Annotated in this window: 18 protein-coding genes and 2 pseudogenes; 15 read left to right on the top strand and 5 right to left on the bottom strand. The window is 51.6% G+C overall.

The window, feature by feature from the left end; genetic code table 11:
- The first annotated feature begins 3 nt into the window (after positions 1-3).
- From HMPREF1144_RS09500 to HMPREF1144_RS09460, 10 genes are read left to right on the top strand one after another with little or no spacing between them, the layout of a single operon-like run.
- Entirely contained in the window at positions 4-345 is a 342-nt protein-coding gene (locus tag HMPREF1144_RS09500) for a hypothetical protein (protein WP_042927388.1), read from the top strand.
- 2 nt (positions 346-347) lie between these two features.
- Entirely contained in the window at positions 348-731 is a 384-nt protein-coding gene (locus HMPREF1144_RS32910; protein ID WP_009652658.1) for a hypothetical protein, read from the top strand.
- A 39-nt stretch (positions 732-770) separates the two neighbouring features.
- Positions 771-1,427, top strand: coding sequence for a Gp138 family membrane-puncturing spike protein (locus HMPREF1144_RS09490; protein ID WP_009652681.1), 657 nt, complete (start codon positions 771-773; stop codon positions 1,425-1,427).
- Between the two features lies 1 nt (position 1,428).
- Complete coding sequence (locus tag HMPREF1144_RS09485) at positions 1,429-1,782, top strand: hypothetical protein (RefSeq protein ID WP_009652669.1); 354 nt, start codon at positions 1,429-1,431, stop codon at positions 1,780-1,782.
- Positions 1,782-2,981, top strand: coding sequence for a baseplate J/gp47 family protein (locus tag HMPREF1144_RS09480; RefSeq protein WP_009652673.1), 1,200 nt, complete (start codon positions 1,782-1,784; stop codon positions 2,979-2,981). The genes HMPREF1144_RS09485 and HMPREF1144_RS09480 overlap by 1 nt, the downstream gene beginning before the upstream one ends.
- Complete coding sequence (locus tag HMPREF1144_RS09475) at positions 2,978-3,754, top strand: DUF2612 domain-containing protein (RefSeq protein ID WP_042927386.1); 777 nt, start codon at positions 2,978-2,980, stop codon at positions 3,752-3,754. The genes HMPREF1144_RS09480 and HMPREF1144_RS09475 overlap by 4 nt, the downstream gene beginning before the upstream one ends.
- Positions 3,754-4,659, top strand: coding sequence for a hypothetical protein (locus HMPREF1144_RS31220; protein WP_009652648.1), 906 nt, complete (start codon positions 3,754-3,756; stop codon positions 4,657-4,659). Before HMPREF1144_RS09475 ends, HMPREF1144_RS31220 begins: the two co-directional genes overlap by 1 nt.
- Positions 4,659-4,841, top strand: coding sequence for a hypothetical protein (locus tag HMPREF1144_RS09470; protein ID WP_009652666.1), 183 nt, complete (start codon positions 4,659-4,661; stop codon positions 4,839-4,841). Before HMPREF1144_RS31220 ends, HMPREF1144_RS09470 begins: the two co-directional genes overlap by 1 nt.
- 29 nt (positions 4,842-4,870) lie before the next feature.
- Positions 4,871-6,937 carry a hypothetical protein gene (locus HMPREF1144_RS09465; RefSeq protein WP_157214907.1) on the top strand — a complete coding sequence of 689 codons (2,067 nt, stop codon included), beginning with the start codon at positions 4,871-4,873 and terminating at the stop codon, positions 6,935-6,937.
- Position 6,938: 1 nt separating this feature from the next.
- Positions 6,939-7,337 (top strand): hypothetical protein, encoded by a 399-nt coding sequence (locus HMPREF1144_RS09460; protein ID WP_009652659.1) that lies wholly within the window; start codon positions 6,939-6,941, stop codon positions 7,335-7,337.
- A 370-nt stretch (positions 7,338-7,707) separates the two neighbouring features.
- On the opposite strand, the pseudogene HMPREF1144_RS33550 reads toward HMPREF1144_RS09460, so the two are convergent.
- Positions 7,708-7,848, bottom strand: a pseudogene (locus HMPREF1144_RS33550) (integrase); the annotation flags it as partial.
- Positions 7,849-8,331: 483 nt separating this feature from the next.
- Between HMPREF1144_RS33550 and HMPREF1144_RS33885 the strand changes: the two are divergent.
- From HMPREF1144_RS33885 to HMPREF1144_RS09455, 3 genes and pseudogenes are all read left to right on the top strand, one after another.
- Positions 8,332-8,472, top strand: a pseudogene (locus tag HMPREF1144_RS33885) (FMN-binding negative transcriptional regulator); the annotation flags it as partial.
- Positions 8,473-8,652 carry a hypothetical protein gene (locus HMPREF1144_RS33880; RefSeq protein ID WP_233934683.1) on the top strand — a complete coding sequence of 60 codons (180 nt, stop codon included), beginning with the start codon at positions 8,473-8,475 and terminating at the stop codon, positions 8,650-8,652. It abuts the pseudogene before it with no gap.
- Positions 8,653-8,996: 344 nt separating this feature from the next.
- Entirely contained in the window at positions 8,997-10,202 is a 1,206-nt protein-coding gene (locus HMPREF1144_RS09455; RefSeq protein WP_042927383.1) for an MFS transporter, read from the top strand.
- 90 nt (positions 10,203-10,292) lie between these two features.
- On the opposite strand, the gene HMPREF1144_RS09450 is transcribed toward HMPREF1144_RS09455, so the two are convergent.
- The 3 genes from HMPREF1144_RS09450 to HMPREF1144_RS09440 form a co-directional block, all read right to left on the bottom strand.
- Complete coding sequence (locus HMPREF1144_RS09450; RefSeq protein ID WP_009652608.1) at positions 10,293-12,269, bottom strand: glycosyl hydrolase family 28 protein; 1,977 nt, start codon at positions 12,267-12,269, stop codon at positions 10,293-10,295.
- Between the two features lie 184 nt (positions 12,270-12,453).
- The gene (locus HMPREF1144_RS09445) at positions 12,454-13,281 is read right to left on the bottom strand and encodes an MBL fold metallo-hydrolase (protein ID WP_004848479.1); all 828 of its coding nucleotides are present in this window, start codon (positions 13,279-13,281) and stop codon (positions 12,454-12,456) included.
- A 9-nt stretch (positions 13,282-13,290) separates the two neighbouring features.
- Positions 13,291-13,833: a hypothetical protein gene (locus HMPREF1144_RS09440; protein ID WP_004848483.1), complete on the bottom strand. Its 543-nt coding sequence runs from the start codon at positions 13,831-13,833 to the stop codon at positions 13,291-13,293.
- 137 nt (positions 13,834-13,970) lie between these two features.
- On the opposite strand from HMPREF1144_RS09440, the gene HMPREF1144_RS09435 reads away from it, so the two are divergent.
- On the top strand, positions 13,971-14,846 hold the full coding sequence (locus HMPREF1144_RS09435) for a LysR substrate-binding domain-containing protein (RefSeq protein WP_009652615.1): 876 nt from the start codon (positions 13,971-13,973) through the stop codon (positions 14,844-14,846).
- A 37-nt stretch (positions 14,847-14,883) separates the two neighbouring features.
- On the opposite strand, the gene HMPREF1144_RS09430 is transcribed toward HMPREF1144_RS09435, so the two are convergent.
- Positions 14,884-15,750: a GNAT family N-acetyltransferase gene (locus HMPREF1144_RS09430; protein WP_009652622.1), complete on the bottom strand. Its 867-nt coding sequence runs from the start codon at positions 15,748-15,750 to the stop codon at positions 14,884-14,886.
- A gap of 352 nt (positions 15,751-16,102) precedes the next feature.
- On the opposite strand from HMPREF1144_RS09430, the gene cadC reads away from it, so the two are divergent.
- Positions 16,103-17,635: a lysine decarboxylation/transport transcriptional activator CadC gene (gene cadC / locus HMPREF1144_RS09425; protein WP_009652628.1), complete on the top strand. Its 1,533-nt coding sequence runs from the start codon at positions 16,103-16,105 to the stop codon at positions 17,633-17,635.
- Positions 17,636-17,667: the final 32 nt, after the last annotated feature.

Raw genomic sequence — 17,667 nt, 5'->3', positions numbered from 1 at the left:
AAAGTGAAAATCTTCACCATCGTTTTTATCGCATTCGCATCCTTTGGGGCTACCGCCGGTGGCTTCACATCATATTGTGGACCTTACACTTTAGTAGCAAGGGAAGGTGATGTAAGCATTATCAATGGAGAGCGAGTCACCTCTCAGAAAATAAAATTATTGGGGGAGGACGGCATCAAGATAGACATGGGGCTGATGCCTGCCAAAGACGGCAACAACTACGGCTTTCAGTACATCCACCGTCCTGGTAGTGAATCTCGCTTTCTGAACGTCCAGCTTCTGCAAAACAGTATGGATGCCCCGAAAATCATCGGGTCGTTCCCCTGCAGAAAGGTGCCCAGCTAATTATGTATCACGTTAAATTGTTAACTACTTTGCTTTTATGCTCTCCCCTTTTTGCTTTTGCTTCTGGGGCGTCCGGCCCGCCAATAAATATAATTTGCGGTAAAGATAATTACATATTATATGAGAGTGTAAATTATCAGCACGCAGCAATTAAAAATGGCGTATTGATGAGCGATACCAAAGGGTTTTCAAATCCCTATGAAGATGACGAAAACGCCATTATTTTTGAGTTTGATGAATGGGGGCAGAATGGAGGCATTCACGTGCATCATTTTCTCGTATTCAATACCATTCATAAAACGATGACGCTGCAAAAGCGTACTCTTGATGCCGATAATCTACCAAGAGGTGACGGCACCACTGAAAAATGCAAGCTTAAAAAATAACCCGCTCCGGCGGGTTTTTTAATGCCCGGAGTAAAGCAAATGGCGGTATCCGATAAAACCCGCAGTGGGGCGCTTGCGGAGGTTCTGGCGTCAGAGAGAAGGACGCTCAACGAACAACTTCGCGTTGCAATGCCCGGCATCATCCAGTCTTTCGATCCTGACGCAGTGACCGCCGTAGTGCAGCCGGCGATCCGCTACATCGAGCGCGATAACGACGGCAACAAATTAACTAATGATTATCCACTGCTGGTGGACGTTCCTGTCGTTTTCCCTCGAGGTGGAGGCTGCACGCTGACTTTTCCTGTTAAGGCTGGTGATGAATGCCTTGTTATCTTTGCAGACCGCTGTATTGATTTCTGGTGGCAAAGCGGAGGTATTCAGGAGCCGGTAGACGAGCGAATGCATGATTTATCCGATGCCTTCTGCATTGTCGGTCCGCAGTCGCAGGCGAAGAAAATCGGCGGTATCAGCACCAGTGCGGTAGAGCTGCGCAGTGATGACGGGGAAACAAAGTTGAGCCTTAATCCTGCCAGTGGAGCTATCAACGGCACGGCGCCGGGAGGTTTTAACCTGAACGGGCTTAAAATTCTCTCGGACGGCCGCCTGCAACTGGTGGATGGCTCAATCGTCGATAAGCATACGCATAGTGGTGTTGAGCATGGTGGAAGTGATACCGATCCGCTTGGGGGAGTGTGATATGCGATACCGTCGAGAAGATGGTGATGGAGACTACACCTTCGGCCAGGGCGATGATAACTGGCTTGTTAACTCTCCCGAGGCCGTCGCGCAGGCCATTAAAACGCGCTTCCTGCTCTGGTACGGTCAGTGGTTCCTCGATACCACAGCGGGCACGCCGTGGATTCAGTCAGTACTTGGCAAGCAAAACCCAGACACCTACAACCTCGCTATCCGCAAGCGGATCCTCGAAACGCAGGGAGTTAGCTCTATCACTGCATTTAATACCACCGTTGATGGCACTACGCGCCGTGTAACGTTCACAGCAACGGTGGAAACCATCTACGGGACAACCACAGTAACATCGGAGGCGTAATGTCTTTGGACCTCGACACACTCGGCTTATCGGCAACGGTAACCGCTGAGGGGATAAGTGCGCCCGATTATCAAACGGTACTGGATACCATAACGGGATATTTTCAGCAGATTTACGGCAGTGATTCTTATCTCGACCCCGACAGCAAAGACGGACAGATGGTGGCGCTGGTGGCTCTGGCCATTCACGATGCCAATAACACCGCCATAACAGTTTACCGCTCATTTTCCCCGTCGACGGCACTGAATGACGCACTGACGAGCAACGTCAAAATTAACGGTATATCTCGCCGGGCTGCGACAAATTCTACAGTCGATGAATTGCTGGTGGGCGAGCCAGGAACGATCATCACAAACGGTTCCGTTAAAGATACTAACGGTATCATCTGGAACTTTCCTGCACAGGTGGTGATCGGTATTGATGGGACGGCGATTGCTACAGCTACTTGCGGCACTTCGGGAGCAGTTGCTGCGTTGGCGGGTTCAGTTAATAAAATTAATACCCCGACGCGAGGATGGGTGTCAGCGACTAACCCACTGGCGGCCACTGTAGGTGTCGCTGCTGAAACTAATGCTGAACTACGTGTACGACAATCTCAGAGCATTGCCTTGCCATCTGTCACGCCATTTGAAGCTGTTGACGGAGCGATAGCAAACATTAAGGGCGTAACGCGTCACAAGCTGTATGAGAACGATCAGGACACACCTGATGCTAATGGCCTCCCTCCACACTCGATAGCCGCTATTGTCGAAGGAGGTGACGCAACAGTCATTGCTAACACTCTTCGCGGCGTTAAAGGTCAGGGATCCACACCATTTGGTAGTACGGTAATTATCGTTCCAGATAAGTACGGGAGCCCTCACCCTGTCGGATTCTCACGACCAGTTGATGTTCCTGTTTTTGTGAAAATTACCATCAGTCCACTGACGGGATACACCTCGCAGGTAGGGGACGAGATAAAAGCAGCCGTGGCTGCGTATATCAACTCGCTGGCCATTGGCGCCAGTGTCCTGCTGAGCCGCATTTACTCTCCGGCAAACCTGGGCGTAGTTAGCGGCGGAAATTCCAGATACTACGACATTACCGAATTGCTGATTGGTACTTCTTCGGCAGGGGTGGCAGCGACCAATATCGTAATAGATTTCGATCACTCCGCATCCTGCAGGGTTGCGGACATTAATCTGGAAGTGTCTGTATGAGTAAATACACTGACAGGATAACGAACTATCACGCAGGGAAACCTAAGTTTTTTGCACACATTGACCTCTCAACGCGACCGTTAATCGACGTTTCAGCTGCAATGACAGGCATGATTCAGGATTTTGACATTGATACCGCCATCGGCCAGCAGCTGGATATTTTGGGTGAATGGATAGGCCGCAAGCGCAGGGTCAGGACGCCTATCTCTGGCGTGTATTTCTCGTGGGATACAGAAAAACTTGGCTGGGACCAGGGCGTATGGCAGGGACCTTTCGATCCTGATGATGGGTTTCTTGACCTGAGTGACGAAGTTTATCGACTGGTGCTAAAAGTCAAAATTGCTATTAATAACTGGAACGGGCAGAACGACACATTGCCTGAGATTCTCGACAATGCCCTGACAGGATCGGGTATTCGTATGGCAATTGTCGATAATCAGGATATGTCCATTTCTATATGGATACTTCCTGACCCTACGGTTGTTATCAGTGAAATTGACAGGATGATTCTCGATAGTGCAGTTAATAAGGGGCCATTCATCGCATTACCTCCCGGTTACATTCCATCTCGTTATGACCTGAATCCCATCGATCAGGTTAATGCTGAACTGTGGTGGGCTATCCAAAACGGATATATGACCGTTAAAGCTGCGGGTGTAAAAGTGAGAGAAATACAGATGCCGTCAAATGGTGGTTATTCTTTTTTTGGTTTTGATGTAGATAACGAATATATATCCGGATTTGACTCTGGAAACTGGGGAGAAGATTTATAATGCCTACCAATGATTTTAAAGCTTTTGCAAATGGAAACAGCGCAAACGTAATTTCTCAGGCTGATTATTTAGCCCTTGCTGCGTTAGTTAGCGGATTTTCATCTGGTAAGGCTTCTTCAGCACAGGTGAATAAAGCTCTCAGGCAGGCTACGGTAATGGCTAACGTCCTTGCTCAATTTATCGCAGACTCAGCAAATGTAGATGTGCTGGATAACGGTAATACAGCAGCAATTCTTTCTAACCTTAAAAATAGTATGCCAGGTCGCCTTCTGGGTGTGCAAGTTGTCACCAGTAGCGCGCTAATTACTAAATCAGCCGGTGCAAAAAGATGGCGCATCAGAGCTCTGGGAGCGGGGGCTGGAAGTTCTGCTGCTCCGGCTACCGCCGCTGGGCAGGTTTCGATAAGTAATGGCGGCGGGGCTGGCGCATATGCTGAGGGCATCTACGATGTATCCGCATTATCATCGGCCACGGTGACGATTGGCAGCGGTGGCGTGGGTGGCACAGCAATTTCACCAAACGGAGGGGATGGTGGGACAACATCCGTAGGCACTCTTATCTCAGTGCCTGGAGGCAAGGCTGGATTGCCAGCAGGACCGGCCAACCCTCCATTCCAGCCTGTGGCAAATACAAACTCAAATAGCCCGACAGGGTGGAATATTATAGGTACTTCTGGATCTGGTTCTGAGGCAGCTGTTGCTGTATCCACCAGTTACGCTGCCGGATCTCGAGGTGCAAATAGCCAATTAGGGGTTGGCGGTTCTGTTCCGGCGATTAATACGCCTGCAAATACTGGTGGCGGTTACGGTTCTGGTGCGTCTGGCTGTTCTAATGGCGTATCACAACCTTTGAATCCCGGAGCATCAGGACGTGATGGAGTTGTTATTATTGAGGAGTATGCATAATGGATAATAATGCATGGGCAGTTATTGATAGTGATGGAATTGTCGTAAATATTATTGTCTGGGATGGGGCGGAGGAATGGATGTCGCCAGAGGGGATGACCGTAATAAAATGTGGTGATAAGCCATTTAGCATCGGAGGTTCATATAAAAATGGTGGCTTTACGCCTCAAACAGCAAATTAAAATCACTTTATAATATCCCCGGTGAAACTATGACCAGATATAATACGGGTTACCCTGTCCCATCTCCCGCTATGCCGGATGTGTGGGATAATAATGAAACGATAGATAGTTTTGTAAATTCACCTGAGAGCAGCGTCACCACCAGAACTGGAATAGTTCGTGACACCATGTTCGGAATGCAAAAAAAAGCAGACGAACAACGAATCGCCGCTTCGGTAGCATTGGCTGAACAAATGGATTCGCAGGAGTCAGCATTTAATGCGGCTCAAACTGACAAAGAGGATCGTTTCCAGGGATTTCTTAACAGTTCTGGTTATGTCTTTCTTGGTAACTATGAAAACGGTCCGTTCCAGTTCAGCGCACGCAATCAGTACATCCGTTATAACAACCAGTATTACCGCCTGAATGCTGCTACTGACATCGGATTTACTACAACTGGAACCGATGCAAACAGCTTCGCGAACGACGTTACCCACTTTGTTTTGATGGATGGTGACACGCTTCGCCAAAACCTGGGTTCAGGCGAAGTGGGTGTGGTTTATGTTGATTACGTTCATCTCATTAACGGTCCTTCCGTTACGATGGAGTATTTCATCGCAACCAGTGAGACAATGAATGATGCGTTTATCGCTGCCTGTGCGTCGGGTAAGTCGGTGTTGCTGCGCTCGGATGTGACCTATCAGGTTTCACGGAATGATTTTCCCGTAGCCAGAGGAACCAACCTGATAGCCACTGGCGGGAGTTACGCGACCATTGAGGCGCTCAGCCCGTTCGGTGACTACGGTCTGTTTGATATGAGTACGGAGAATGGTCTGAATGGCGGGCGATACAATATTTTTTACGGCCTGAAATTCCGCTATCCAAATCAGGTTAAAGCTATTGATGGCACGGTGATAACCAATCCTGTGGAATATCCACCTGTATTTCACGGCGGTGCATTTGAATCCCGGTTTATCAATCTGGATATGGGGAATGCCTATATGGCATTTCGCCTCGGCGGTGCCATGAATGGCCGGGATTTAGGCTCTGCGTCTCGTGTAGTTATTGACAACATTATCGGTTCGCCGATTTATCGCGGACTCAGCCTTGAGCAGGTGCGTGATTTGCCGGTGATTCAAAATATCCGCTGGAACTATAATTATCTTGCGGGAACGCAGTACGAATATGATCAGACACTGAAACAGTGGATGCATGATAATACGTGGCCGTATATATTTGGTCGTATCGACTGGGCAATCATTAAAAATATCTTCTCCTATGGATGCTTACGAGGGATTACAACCCTGTCCTCTCGCTACACAGGGTCAGCAGACAGGCTTAAGTTTATCGGGTGTCACTTCGATCACACAGTGTTTCCCCTTTACCTGCAAAACTTCTCAAGCAGAATAGATTTCTCGCTGTGCCATTTTGTTGGTGACAAGGATTCTAAATTTTCGCGTATTGCCCCCAATGTCTGTTATATCAATAACGTCGGTGATAGCAGTGCAGTAGTTGGCTTCGACACATGCACGTTTTACAACTTTACCTCCACCGTGTTACGAACAGATGGAACCAGAATTGAATTACGTGGTGGCAGTATTTCCAAATTCGGTTTTGATTCACAGGCTGACAGGGTTCGAAATGGCATAGAGCTGCTTTCCCCGACGACGATTAAAATCGTTGGAACCCGTATTGATGCCTCTTCCGGGACGCATACCCGCTGCGTGTTTGATGGTGAACAGGGGAATTCAACGCTGTATATCGGTGATGGTTCAGAGCTTACTGGTGCAACCTATGAATCCTATCGCTGGAATGGTGGTGTCACAGGAGGCAATAAAGAATACATCTCACGTGAAGCCGTCATCGAAGGTGCAACAACGGCGGTTAACGCTCGCGGCGTTCATTCGTTTTATCAGCAGAAATACGTTTACCCCAGCACCTCCATGCCAACTACCGGCTCATTCAAGGCCGGTGATGAAGTTACCAATATGTTTAAGCAAATACAGGGCGTAGCCGGTTCCCGTTACGTGATTACGAGCTGGCTACGCGTAACCACGGGCAGTTCACACGTCCTGAACGTTGACTGGGTCGCGCAGAAAGTTCCGACAGGGGATTAAAATGAGCATCACCGTTAAGCAGACAATAGTGCAACAGGTCTCAGCACCGTCTCTGGGTATTATTATTTCTGAGTCAGAAATATCAGTCAATATTACCTATACAGCAAAATCAGTCATGTTTCTTTCCGGGAATATGGCGACAGTGGAGTTTGAAACCTCCGTCGAGGGAGGTTTACAGACGGGGAGTCGGGTTATTGACTGCGCCTATTCCGGCAACGGAAATCCACTGGATGAAGCTGAGGCCGGACTAAAGGCGAAGATTGAAGCGCAGGAAGCCGCCAGAGACGCTGCCGCTAAGGAGGGCGCTGAAAATGAAAAAATCATCAGCGAACAAATGGCGCTCGCTGAGGAAATGGCTAAAGCGACTGAAGAAGCGCTGAAAAACCAGGTGCCTGAGTAATATATCCCGCCAGGAATGGCGGGATAATCATCATTTCAAAATCACAACCGGTAGGTATCCCCGTAAACCATACAACCAAATCACCAGACAGGGATATATGTTGACCAGAGTGTTTCGTTATGGTTATGGGTGATGTACACAATTGTTTGAGTCGGGATGAGAGCTCTGTCTGATGTGTCGAATTTGTGGCGCAACAAGAATGCACGATAAATGCATGTAGGCATCAAAACGACACGAAAAGACACAAAACCGGATGCGAACGCGGAAAATATGTGTGTTTACAGTGTGTTATTTAACGCTCTACTTTCTTCTAAGCCGTAGGTCACAGGTTCGAACCCTGTAGGGCGTACCATTTAAACTCAAAGAGTTATCAACTTCCTCCTCTCGCTGATTTTTTCTCATGTGACACATTTGGGACATCTTCTGCAAAGACCGAGTCAATTTGCCTTGCGTGTTCCGTTAAATGGGGAGGCGCCAGCTGGGCATAACGACGTACCATTTCGATGCTTTCCCCGTACATCAAAAAACACAATAGTCTGGCAAGAGATCAATTATGTAGATAATACGAACACAGAATGTGTATATTTATGTAATATTCTTATATTCAATTAGTTAAAAAGGAGTTGGTAATTAATGTCATTAAAAACACATGATAACATTACACAACTCTAACCAGAACGATTAAAACAACAAAAAATATTATCAACCAGTGTAATAAGGGGAAACGAAGTGAATGGCACACCCTGGCGCTAACGCTTTGATATACTAAATCATTGCTTAATAAAAAGAGGAAGTTATCTTTTTCAAAGAAACTACAGGCGGATCAATATTATAAGGTAAAAATGTACACACCTGATGCAATGAAGCTATCAGATAAAAAACATATTTTTGATTTTATTGACGCTTATAGCTTTAGATTAGTCGTTTCGCCTTCCCTCAATGCCAGTCATCTTCCTTTTATCCTCGATCGTAGCTCTTCATCGCAGGGAAGAGGGTGCTCGCCATATTTCAAGGGCCCTATAGTTATGTTTCCCCTACCTGGTATCAAACCGCTCCCGCGGTTCCCACATGGAACTATACTTCCGTTCACTGCTATGGCAACGTAAGCCTTTTATCTGTCGATGAATTACGCATTGTGATGGAAGCGTTGGTCCATAAATTTGAACCGGCGCTTCAGGTCAAAGAAAAGCTTGGGCAGCATCGTTCTCAGGCCGATCAGCGAGGAACGCTACAGGGGTTAATCAACAGCCAATCCTCAGAGTCCGTTGCGCTGGCTGACTATATGCTTAAGGTGAAGAAAGGCATTGGCGCTTGAAATTTAGCTCTCCGATATCATATTTATGTCTGAAGACGTGCTGTACGCCTGAAGCAAAGGAAATGATATTGCTTCATCAATGAGCCCTAAAATAACATAAGCAACACCGTCAGCTTTAACAGTACCAAAATAATCAAATAAAATAATCCTTAGAGATTGATAAAGATCGCTTTTAAATTTATAAACAATGGTGTTGATGGAACGGTGCCCCTTTATCGGGGCGTTTTAACCAATTCCTTAACGGAGAGAAAATCGATAGCCCTGAGTGATGCCCTTTGCGGGGAAGATTTTGTTTTTACAGGCGACCGGATCAAGTGGGTTAAGGATGTATTAGGGTGAAAAGTATGTCTCTTCGTTCATTGCAGGCGCTATGCCTGACCAGCTTTTTTATTGCCGACGTTCGCGATGGGCTCGGGCCTTTTCTGGGGATTTTCCTGACGCAACATCACTGGCGACCGGATGACATCGGTCTGTTGATGACCGCGGGCGGCGTTGCCGGATTGCTGGCGACGCTTCCCGCAGGGTTCATCACCGATGCTTCGCGGAACAAGCGTCTTATGCTCGCGATACTGTGCATCATGATTACCGGGACGACGCTGCTGCTCTGGTTCAGCCAGGGCAGCAGCGTCGTCGCCATCTCGCAAATCGTCAGCGGCATATGTGCGGCATTTATTGGCCCGCTTATTACCGGGATCACTCTGGGGCTGACGGGGCAAGACGGCTTTAGTACCCAGATGGGTAAAAATGAGGCTTTCAACCATGCGGGTAATTTTACGACTGCATTGATTGCGGGCGGGATCGCCTGGCGCTGGGGTATTGGCGGTATTTTCATCCTGATGGCCTCGACCATGTTGCTCACGCTCTTTGCCCTGACGGCTATTCGTCGTGATGATATCGACAACGCGCGGGCGCGCGGGCTTGAAACGACGGACTCCCCCCAGATACCTGACTTCTCGGTGCTGACCAAAAACAGGGCGCTTTTAATTACTGGGTTGACGCTGCTGCTTTTTCATTTAGCCAATGCCGCGTTGCTGCCCATGCTCAGCATGCGGATCGCTGCGGCACCAGGCGCGATCAATCCCGGCCTGTATGCCGCGGCGACGGTGATTATTTCCCAGTTGGTGATGATCCCGGTGGCCATCTGGACCGTAGGTCGAATCGATAAATATGGGTACTGGCGACTGATTATGCTGGCTCTGCTGATCATGCCAGTCAGGGCTGCGCTGGCGGCAAGCACGGCGGCACCGTGGATGATGGTGCCGGTGCAAATACAGGACGGCTGCGCCGCAGGGGTACTGGGCGTAGTGGTGCCGAGCTTTATTGTGGCGCTGCTGCGCGGCAGCGGGCACGTCAATGCTGGCCAAAGCGTGGTAATGCTGATGCAGGGTGCCGGCGCGGCGATGAGTCCGGCATTGACGGGAATGATTGCCGGTTATTACTCGTTCGCGACGGCGTTCAGCGTGCTGAGCGTTATCGCTCTGGCGGCGCTGCTTATCTGGTGGCGCAGCGCGCCGACGCTCTCTGCGCCGGCTTTTATGGCGACGAAATAATCGACTAAAGTAAGGCTTAAAGAGGGCTTTAATCTTAATAGATATCAGCCGATTTTAAGCCTGTGATAAACCCCGCCGCCGGAAACGGCATTACTTCGTTGCGCCCTCAAGAATAATCTTGTCATTCTCCTCACGGGTAATGCTCTGCTGATGAAGGCTGTCAGCGAGCGTCACGTCATTGACGGCGAAAAACGCCCAGGCCTGCGGCGTATTGGCGAACGTCACCTCGTCGAACTGACTGTCGTGCAGGAAAGAGATATTGGTCGCTTTGGTGTTGCGGAAGCTGACGTTGGAGAAACGCAGATTCTGGTGATAGGCATCGCGAGAATAGGTAACACCAAACGACTCCGCCATTTCGGCTACCGTCATGCCGTCAATCAGGATGCTGTGCTTAGCCGAAGTACCATCGACAGTCACGTCCTGCACCTGAACGTCGCGGAACTGCGCGGGTTCGTCGGCAGGGGTTGTATCATTCACGTCGGCGCTGTATTTGATAGTAAAAACAAACGGCTCTTTGGCGATATCTTTCATCGCGTTATGACGGAACAGTACATCCCGCACGCCGCCGCCGTAGTAGGGGCGGCTCTTCATACGCAGACCAACGTCGGTCATATACATGACGTTATCTTCGGCGCGAACGTTTTCGATCCACGCGCCGGTATGGCTACCCGTCACCACGGCGCCGTGGCCTTTACGGAAATAGTTATTAAAAATCCACGCCCCGCTTTGCGGCTGCTGATGAAAAGTTTCCGCGCCTTTACCAAACCCGGCGGCAAAATTAACGCAATCATCTCCAGTATCGAAGAAGTTATTGAAGACCAGCGCGTTTTTACTATTGCCGAACTCGACGCCGTCGGCGTTATTGCCGTCAAAGGTCTGATGCACAAGCCCATTCAGGGTAATATTTTCTGACTCCAGCACCATCACCCCGTGAAATGCGGGGTTGCGGATCGTCAGCCCGGCAAGGTAGAGGTTTTGCACGCCGCGCAGGGTCATCAGGCTGGAGCGGCGGTTCTTATAGGCGCTATTGCTTTCAATCCCTTCAGCAATGGCCGCTTCGGTCTGGTGCTTTGCCAGAATACCGTCCGCGCCGACTTTTTTGGCATTGCTGGCCCGGTACTGCGGCAGCGCGTTCCCCATTTCGTCGATGATGGTGGCCTCGCCGCCGCTTTTGACGCGCCGGGTCCAGCCGTTGCCGTCAATCGTGCCTTGACCGACGATGCGAATATTGCGAAACGTTCCGGCCGGAGACTCGCCCTTATCGGCCGCTTCCAGCACGTTAATTAATGACGGCGGGCGGCGGGGCTGCGGATGATCGCTGTAGGGATAGAGGTAATAGCCTTTATCAAGCGGATAGTGGGCCGGATCGTCCGAACCCAGCAGGGTGGCGCCAGCGGCAATCTCCAGGGTCATATCGCTATGCAGGAAGAGCGCGCCGGTTTTGAATTCGCCTCCGGAAATCAGTACCTTGCAGCCCTGAGGATAGTGCGCGACGGTACAGCTATCGATGGCCTGCTGCAGCGCCTGAGTATTCAGCGTGGTGCCGTCACCCTTCGCGCCGAATGTGCTGGCTTCGATGATGTGCGGCGTTTTGCTGGTCCGCGCTTTAATCACCGCGCTATCCGGGGACTCTTTGCCATCGGCATAGACTGCGCGGACCGTAAAGGCATACTCCGTATCCGGCTGCAGGTTGGTGGCCGTAAAGCTGCGCAGATCGATTTTCTGCTGCCAGCCGTCGCTGGCGACCCGCTGATAGAAGTTATCAATATAGGGCTTTGCCGGGGAGAAATGGTTTTGATTTTCACGCGCCTGACCCAGCCGCTGGCCTTGACGATAGACGGCGTAGTCCACCACCTGCTCGGTTTCCGACTCCGGTTTTTCCCAGACCAGCACCAGGCTGTTTTCATCGGCAGAAAGCGCGGGAACGAAGACATTCTGCGGCGCGGAGGCGGGCGCATCCTGCTGATTGTCGCGGGGGCCACCGCTGTCATTACAGCCGCCCGCGAGGCCAGCCAGCGCGATAGCCAGCGCCAGCATACTGCGTGAAGGTCCAAAGGTATTGCGCATAAATTTCCCTTAATGTCATATCGCCTGTAAAAAACGAAATACAAATTCATTTAAAATAAAATGACATTTTATATCTATGGCAAAAAATAAACGCGAGTCAGTTCAATCTTTCAGCAGGTGAAAAATAAAGCGTTGTTGGATAAGAAAAGGCGGCCAGGGCGTTAACCTCCGGCCTGCTTTCTCTTTACGGCGCGGAATATTGAATACGATAGCCGTGCGAGGTCGGTACGATATGGGCAAACCCCGACCCGCCAAGATGCATACCGGCAATCAGCAGGTTTTCGCTGGCGGCCTGGGCAAGAATGGCTTCCCGCGTCGCTCTGGCCTGTACGGGATCGCAATCAAAAGCGATAGCGGCGGCGGGCCGCGCGGCCTGAATATGCGGAAAGTGGACGATATCGCCCCAAATCAGCAGGCTTTGCCCGGCGGCGTCAATGCGAAACCCGCTATGGCCCGGCGTATGTCCGGGTAACCAGACCGGATGGATACCCGTGACGACTTCACGATCCTCCAGAAAACCGAGGCTGCGGGAATAGGCGTCCAGGGTGCGGCGGGCGAGAGCGAAGTTGCGCTGCCCCCGCGCATTGGCCCGGTTTAGCATGGCGTCGTCCTGCCAGTATTCGGCTTCCAGAGTGTGCAGATAAAGACGGGCATTGCGATAGCGCGGCGCGCCGTTGGCATCCAGCAGGCCGCCAATATGATCCGGATGAGCATGGGTCAGCAGGACGGTATCAACGTCGTCTGGCGCACTCCCCGCCGCCCGCAGACTGGTTTCCAGCACTCCGCCTCCCGTACCCGCGTCGACCAGAATCGTTCTTCCCCGACCGCGAATAAGATAGCCACTAATGTCGATATTGCCGGGGTCGATGACGCCCGCGTTGCGCTGAATGTCTGCAGCATCGTCAATATTAATACCGGACAGCAGCGCCAGGCCAGCGGCCATGCTGCCGTCGCTGAGGGGCGCCACCTGAAAATCGCCAATCTGGCGGGAGAGAAAAGCGGGTTTGTGCATATCAACCTCTTAGCGTGATGGGGGCTGTATTTCAGTCGGGCTTTGTAGCTGACCGGCCATGGGCTCATAAATCGAGACGTTCTCCCGTCCCGCAAGCAGCATGGCTTCCCGGCGCGGCAGAACGTACGCCACGCGCTGCGGCGGGTTGTTATCCAGCCCGGCGGCCGAAAGTTTTGTCGGCGGATATCCCAGTTCCGACTCAACGACGTCCAGCGGCTCCGGGCTCAGCAGCAAAACATACCCCTCAGCGACGGCAGGAAAGACGCCGCCGTAGCGATACAGGTTTCGCCGCCAGTCGCGAATATGCGCCTGCCAGCGGGAAAAGCTGCCGCCGCCTTTCTGGCGATACGCTTCACTGGCGAGCGTATCGCCATGCTCTATGGTATGAATAGCAAGATAGACCGGGCAGCCGGAGGAGAGCGCCCTGAAGCGCTGCGAGGCGCGGAATCCGCTGACGGACACCAGCGCAGGCAGCTTGTCCTCGCTGTAAAACCGGTTCCAGCCGGCTTCGCTTTCTGGGTCGGCGTAGCTGCACTCAACGATATATAACATGGGCTGATCTCTGCATGATGGAATGAAGTTATTGACGTTTGCTCATGCTACGTTGGGCATTAAGCGCTATAAAACGATATTATTTCACCACTCAATGACATTTCGTCATTGATAAACCTTCAGCAGAGGCGGCGTTCGTGCGAAAAAAACTCCCCAGCAGTACCTCGCTGCAGGCCTTTGAGGCTGCCGCCAGGCACGGTAACTTTGCCCGCGCGGCGGAAGAGCTGTCGCTTACCGAAGGCGCGATCAGCCGGCAAATCGCCCGCCTGGAATCGCTGTTAAACTGCAAGCTGTTTGAGCGGACGGGGAGTCGGGTGCGGCTGAACCCCAACGGCGCGCGCTATGCGCACCATGTCCGCGAGACGCTGGAGCGTCTTGAGCGAGATACGCAGTATCTGATGGGGGCTGCGGACGGCAGCCGAAGCCTGGAAATCGCCGCGCCGCCGACCTTTGCCAGCCGCTGGCTCATTCCCCGACTGGGGGATTTTCAGCGCCGGAATCCGGATATCACGCTGAATATCGCGGTCAGAACCGACCCGTTTATCCTCGCCGGCAGCGGTTTTGACGCGGCGGTTCATTTCGAGCATCCCGCATGGGCAGGAATGCGCTTGCGGTTTCTGTTTGAAGAGAGACTGGTGCCGGTATGCCACGCCGGGCTACTTACGGGAGAAGATCTCGCCAGCCAGCTGAACGCGCTGCCGCGTATTCATCGACGGCAGAATCCTGACGCCTGGCCGCGCTATGCTGAAGAGTGCGGGATTGCGCTGGATAATCCGGTGCAGGGGGTGCGCTACGATCTGCATGAGATGGCGATAGCCGCCGCGCTGGCCGGGCAGGGCGTTGCGCTGGTACCGCACGTGTACGTTGAAAAAGCGCTCGAAGACGGGTCTCTGGCTGCGCCCTGGCCGCCGGCCCGCAGCCTGAGCAAGCGCTTTTGCCTGGTGAAGCCGCTGGAAAACGGCGTCAACGAATCGGCGCTACAGGCGTTTGAACAGTGGTTACTGGCGCAATAAGGCCCGGTCGCGGGCCGCAGACGCGTTAAGCGTAGCCTCAGGCGTGGGATAAAAGCGGGAACATCAGCTTATTCTCTTTGAAGATATTTTCTTTTTGTCCGTAGATAAACAGAATATCTTCGCCTTCGATTTTTTCATACTCGCCGGTCCGATTCTCTTTGGGGGTGAAGCCGAGGATAGCCTGGTACGTATTTTCATCGGCGAGCTCGTTAATAATGGCCGACAGGGAGCGTCCGCTGTCGCAGAAAATATCAAAACAGATCAGCGCCGGACCGTTTTGCATCGCAATCGCGATGGCCTGGTTTTTGTCGGAATAATAGACGAAGTGCTTCATAAAGGCGGAGCAGTAGAACATCAATAAACCGAAGTTATCCTGTACCCGCAGCTGTGAAAACGGATTCGATTTTTGATAGTACCGCTGTAATCGCGCAACCTCTTCCGGCTGGTCCATATCGAGCTTGCGGAAGTCGCCCGCTGCCGGTACCACCGGCATAATATATTGATGCTCGGCGGTGCGCTCGAAGCCAAATTTCGGATAAAAATCAACGGTCGTCGGGTTAGCAAACAGGAAAAAGGCGTCTGCCTTATCCTGCCAGTCCTTCAGAATCTCCCTGACGAGCTGCCCGGCCAGGCCCTTATCACGATGATCGATATCGGTCATCACGGTGCCGATTTGAATATAGCGGCGGGGTTCGCCCTGCCAGATCAGATCGATAATATTGGCGGAGGCGTTAGCAATCACTTTATTGTTGCTCACCAGGGCGTAGGGAATATAGGCGTCGGTCCAGTACCCTTTGCGGTACCACTCTTTAAAGGAGAGATCGAAGGTTTTAATCGCCAGGTCAATGAAGCTATTTCTTAACACGTCATTGTGCACAATTTGCTTATCTAATTTGTAGTTCATCGTCGACATTCCTTACGCTGCGGGTGAGGCACTGTTTTCGGCCATCTGTTCGGCGGTCCGATCTCTGTCGGGCGAGCTAAAAATAGCATATCCCCACGGATGGGCGATGATTGTCGCGCCTAAGCTTTGCTCAGGTCACACATTCGGGGAAAATAGGGCTAAAAATGGCGCGCTTTTGTCGCCTCAGGGAACATCGCCCTCAGGCAAAAGACGCCTTTAGCAAATGAAAGTTTGCCAGTTATCAAAAACGAAGAGGAATATATTGCGTTCATGGTCATGACCCCTATCATTAATAGGTAGGGTAAATGTGGTATCATCGCGCCTTTCCCTTTTCGTCCTGGGGCTCTTTTTTATGCAACAACCTGTTGTTCGCGTTGGAGAATGGCTGGTTACTCCCTCAGTTAACCAAATTAGCCGCAAGGGGCGTCAGCTAACTCTCGAACCGCGCTTAATCGATCTTCTGGTTTTCTTTGCCCGTCATCCCGGCGAAGTACTCAGTCGGGATGAGCTCATCGATAATGTCTGGACCCGCAACGTTGTCACCAGCCACGTCGTCACGCAAAGTGTTTCCGAGCTACGTAAGTCGCTGAAAGATGGCGACGATGGCAGCCTTGAATATATCGCTACCGTACCCAAACGCGGCTATAAGCTGACGGTGCCGGTGATCTGGTGTACCGAAGAGGGGGAGGAGCCGACGCCGGTTATTCCCGCAGAAACGCAGACGGTCGGGTTTGACGCGCCGTTGACCTCCCCGCAGCCCGATGCGGCTGCGCCAGACGGCACAGCGGTGGCGAAGCCGGAAAAACGCAAGCGGCTGAGCACGTTTATCGTCTGGGGTCTGTTCCTGCTGGCCCTCGCGAGCTGCGTGGCGCTGGTGGCCCTGTCAACCCTGCAGTCGCGCCCGCCGGTCACGAAAACCCGGCTGCTGCTTAACCCGCGTGATGTCGATATTCACCTGCTCAGCGGCAACACCTGCAACAACTGGTCATCGCAGCACTCCTATGCCATCGGTCTGGGGAGCCTGATTACCACCTCGCTGAACACCTTCTCCACCTTTATGGTGCACGACAAAACCAACTACAACATCAATGAGCCGAGCAGTTCCGGTAAAACCCTGACCATTGAGTTCGTCAACCAGCGGCACTATCGCGCACAGCAGTGCTTCATGTCGGTGAAGGTGGTGGATAACGCCGACGGCTCGACCATGATGGATAAGCGTTACTTTGTCACCAGCGACAACCAACTGTCGATTCAAAACGACCTGCTGAGCAGCCTCTCTGAGGCGCTGAAGCAGCCGTGGCCGGCGCGGATGCAGGAGATGTTAAAGCAGTATCAGCCGTCGCAAAGTATCGCGCTTACCCATTTCTATCAGGCGCATCAGCTATTAATGAACGGAGACGTGGATTCGCTCGGCAAAGCCAGTAGCCTGCTTGCCGACGTGAATAAGCAGTCGCCTGACTTCACCTATGCGTGGGCGGAAAAGGCGCTGGTTGACGTATTGCGCCATTCTCAGCAGCCGCTGGATGATAAACAGCTTGCCGATCTTTACAGCGAAATAACCCGGGTGGGTAATATGCCGGGGATTAAAGACATGGCAATATTTTATCAGATTAAAACGGTGGATATGCTGGGTAAAGGGAACGTCGATGAAGCCTACAGCGCGATTAATAGCGGCATTGATCTGGAAATGTCGTGGATGAATTATGTGCTGCTGGGGAAGGTCTACGAAATGAAAGGGCAGAACCGGGAAGCTGCCGATGCTTACCTGACGGCGTTTAATTTACGCCCGGGTGAGAATACATTTTACTGGATTGAAAATGCGGTATTCCAGACCTCCGTGACCCGCGTGGTTCCGTATCTCGATAACTTCCTCGCTTCAGAATAAGTAAACCCTCATCATGGTCATGGTTTTGGCCG

Origin of the sequence: Klebsiella sp. OBRC7, from assembly GCF_000293135.1 — a bacterium.
Classification (GTDB): Bacteria; Pseudomonadota; Gammaproteobacteria; order Enterobacterales; family Enterobacteriaceae; genus Klebsiella; species Klebsiella michiganensis.
This window is presented reverse-complemented; position numbering and strand designations above follow the sequence as displayed.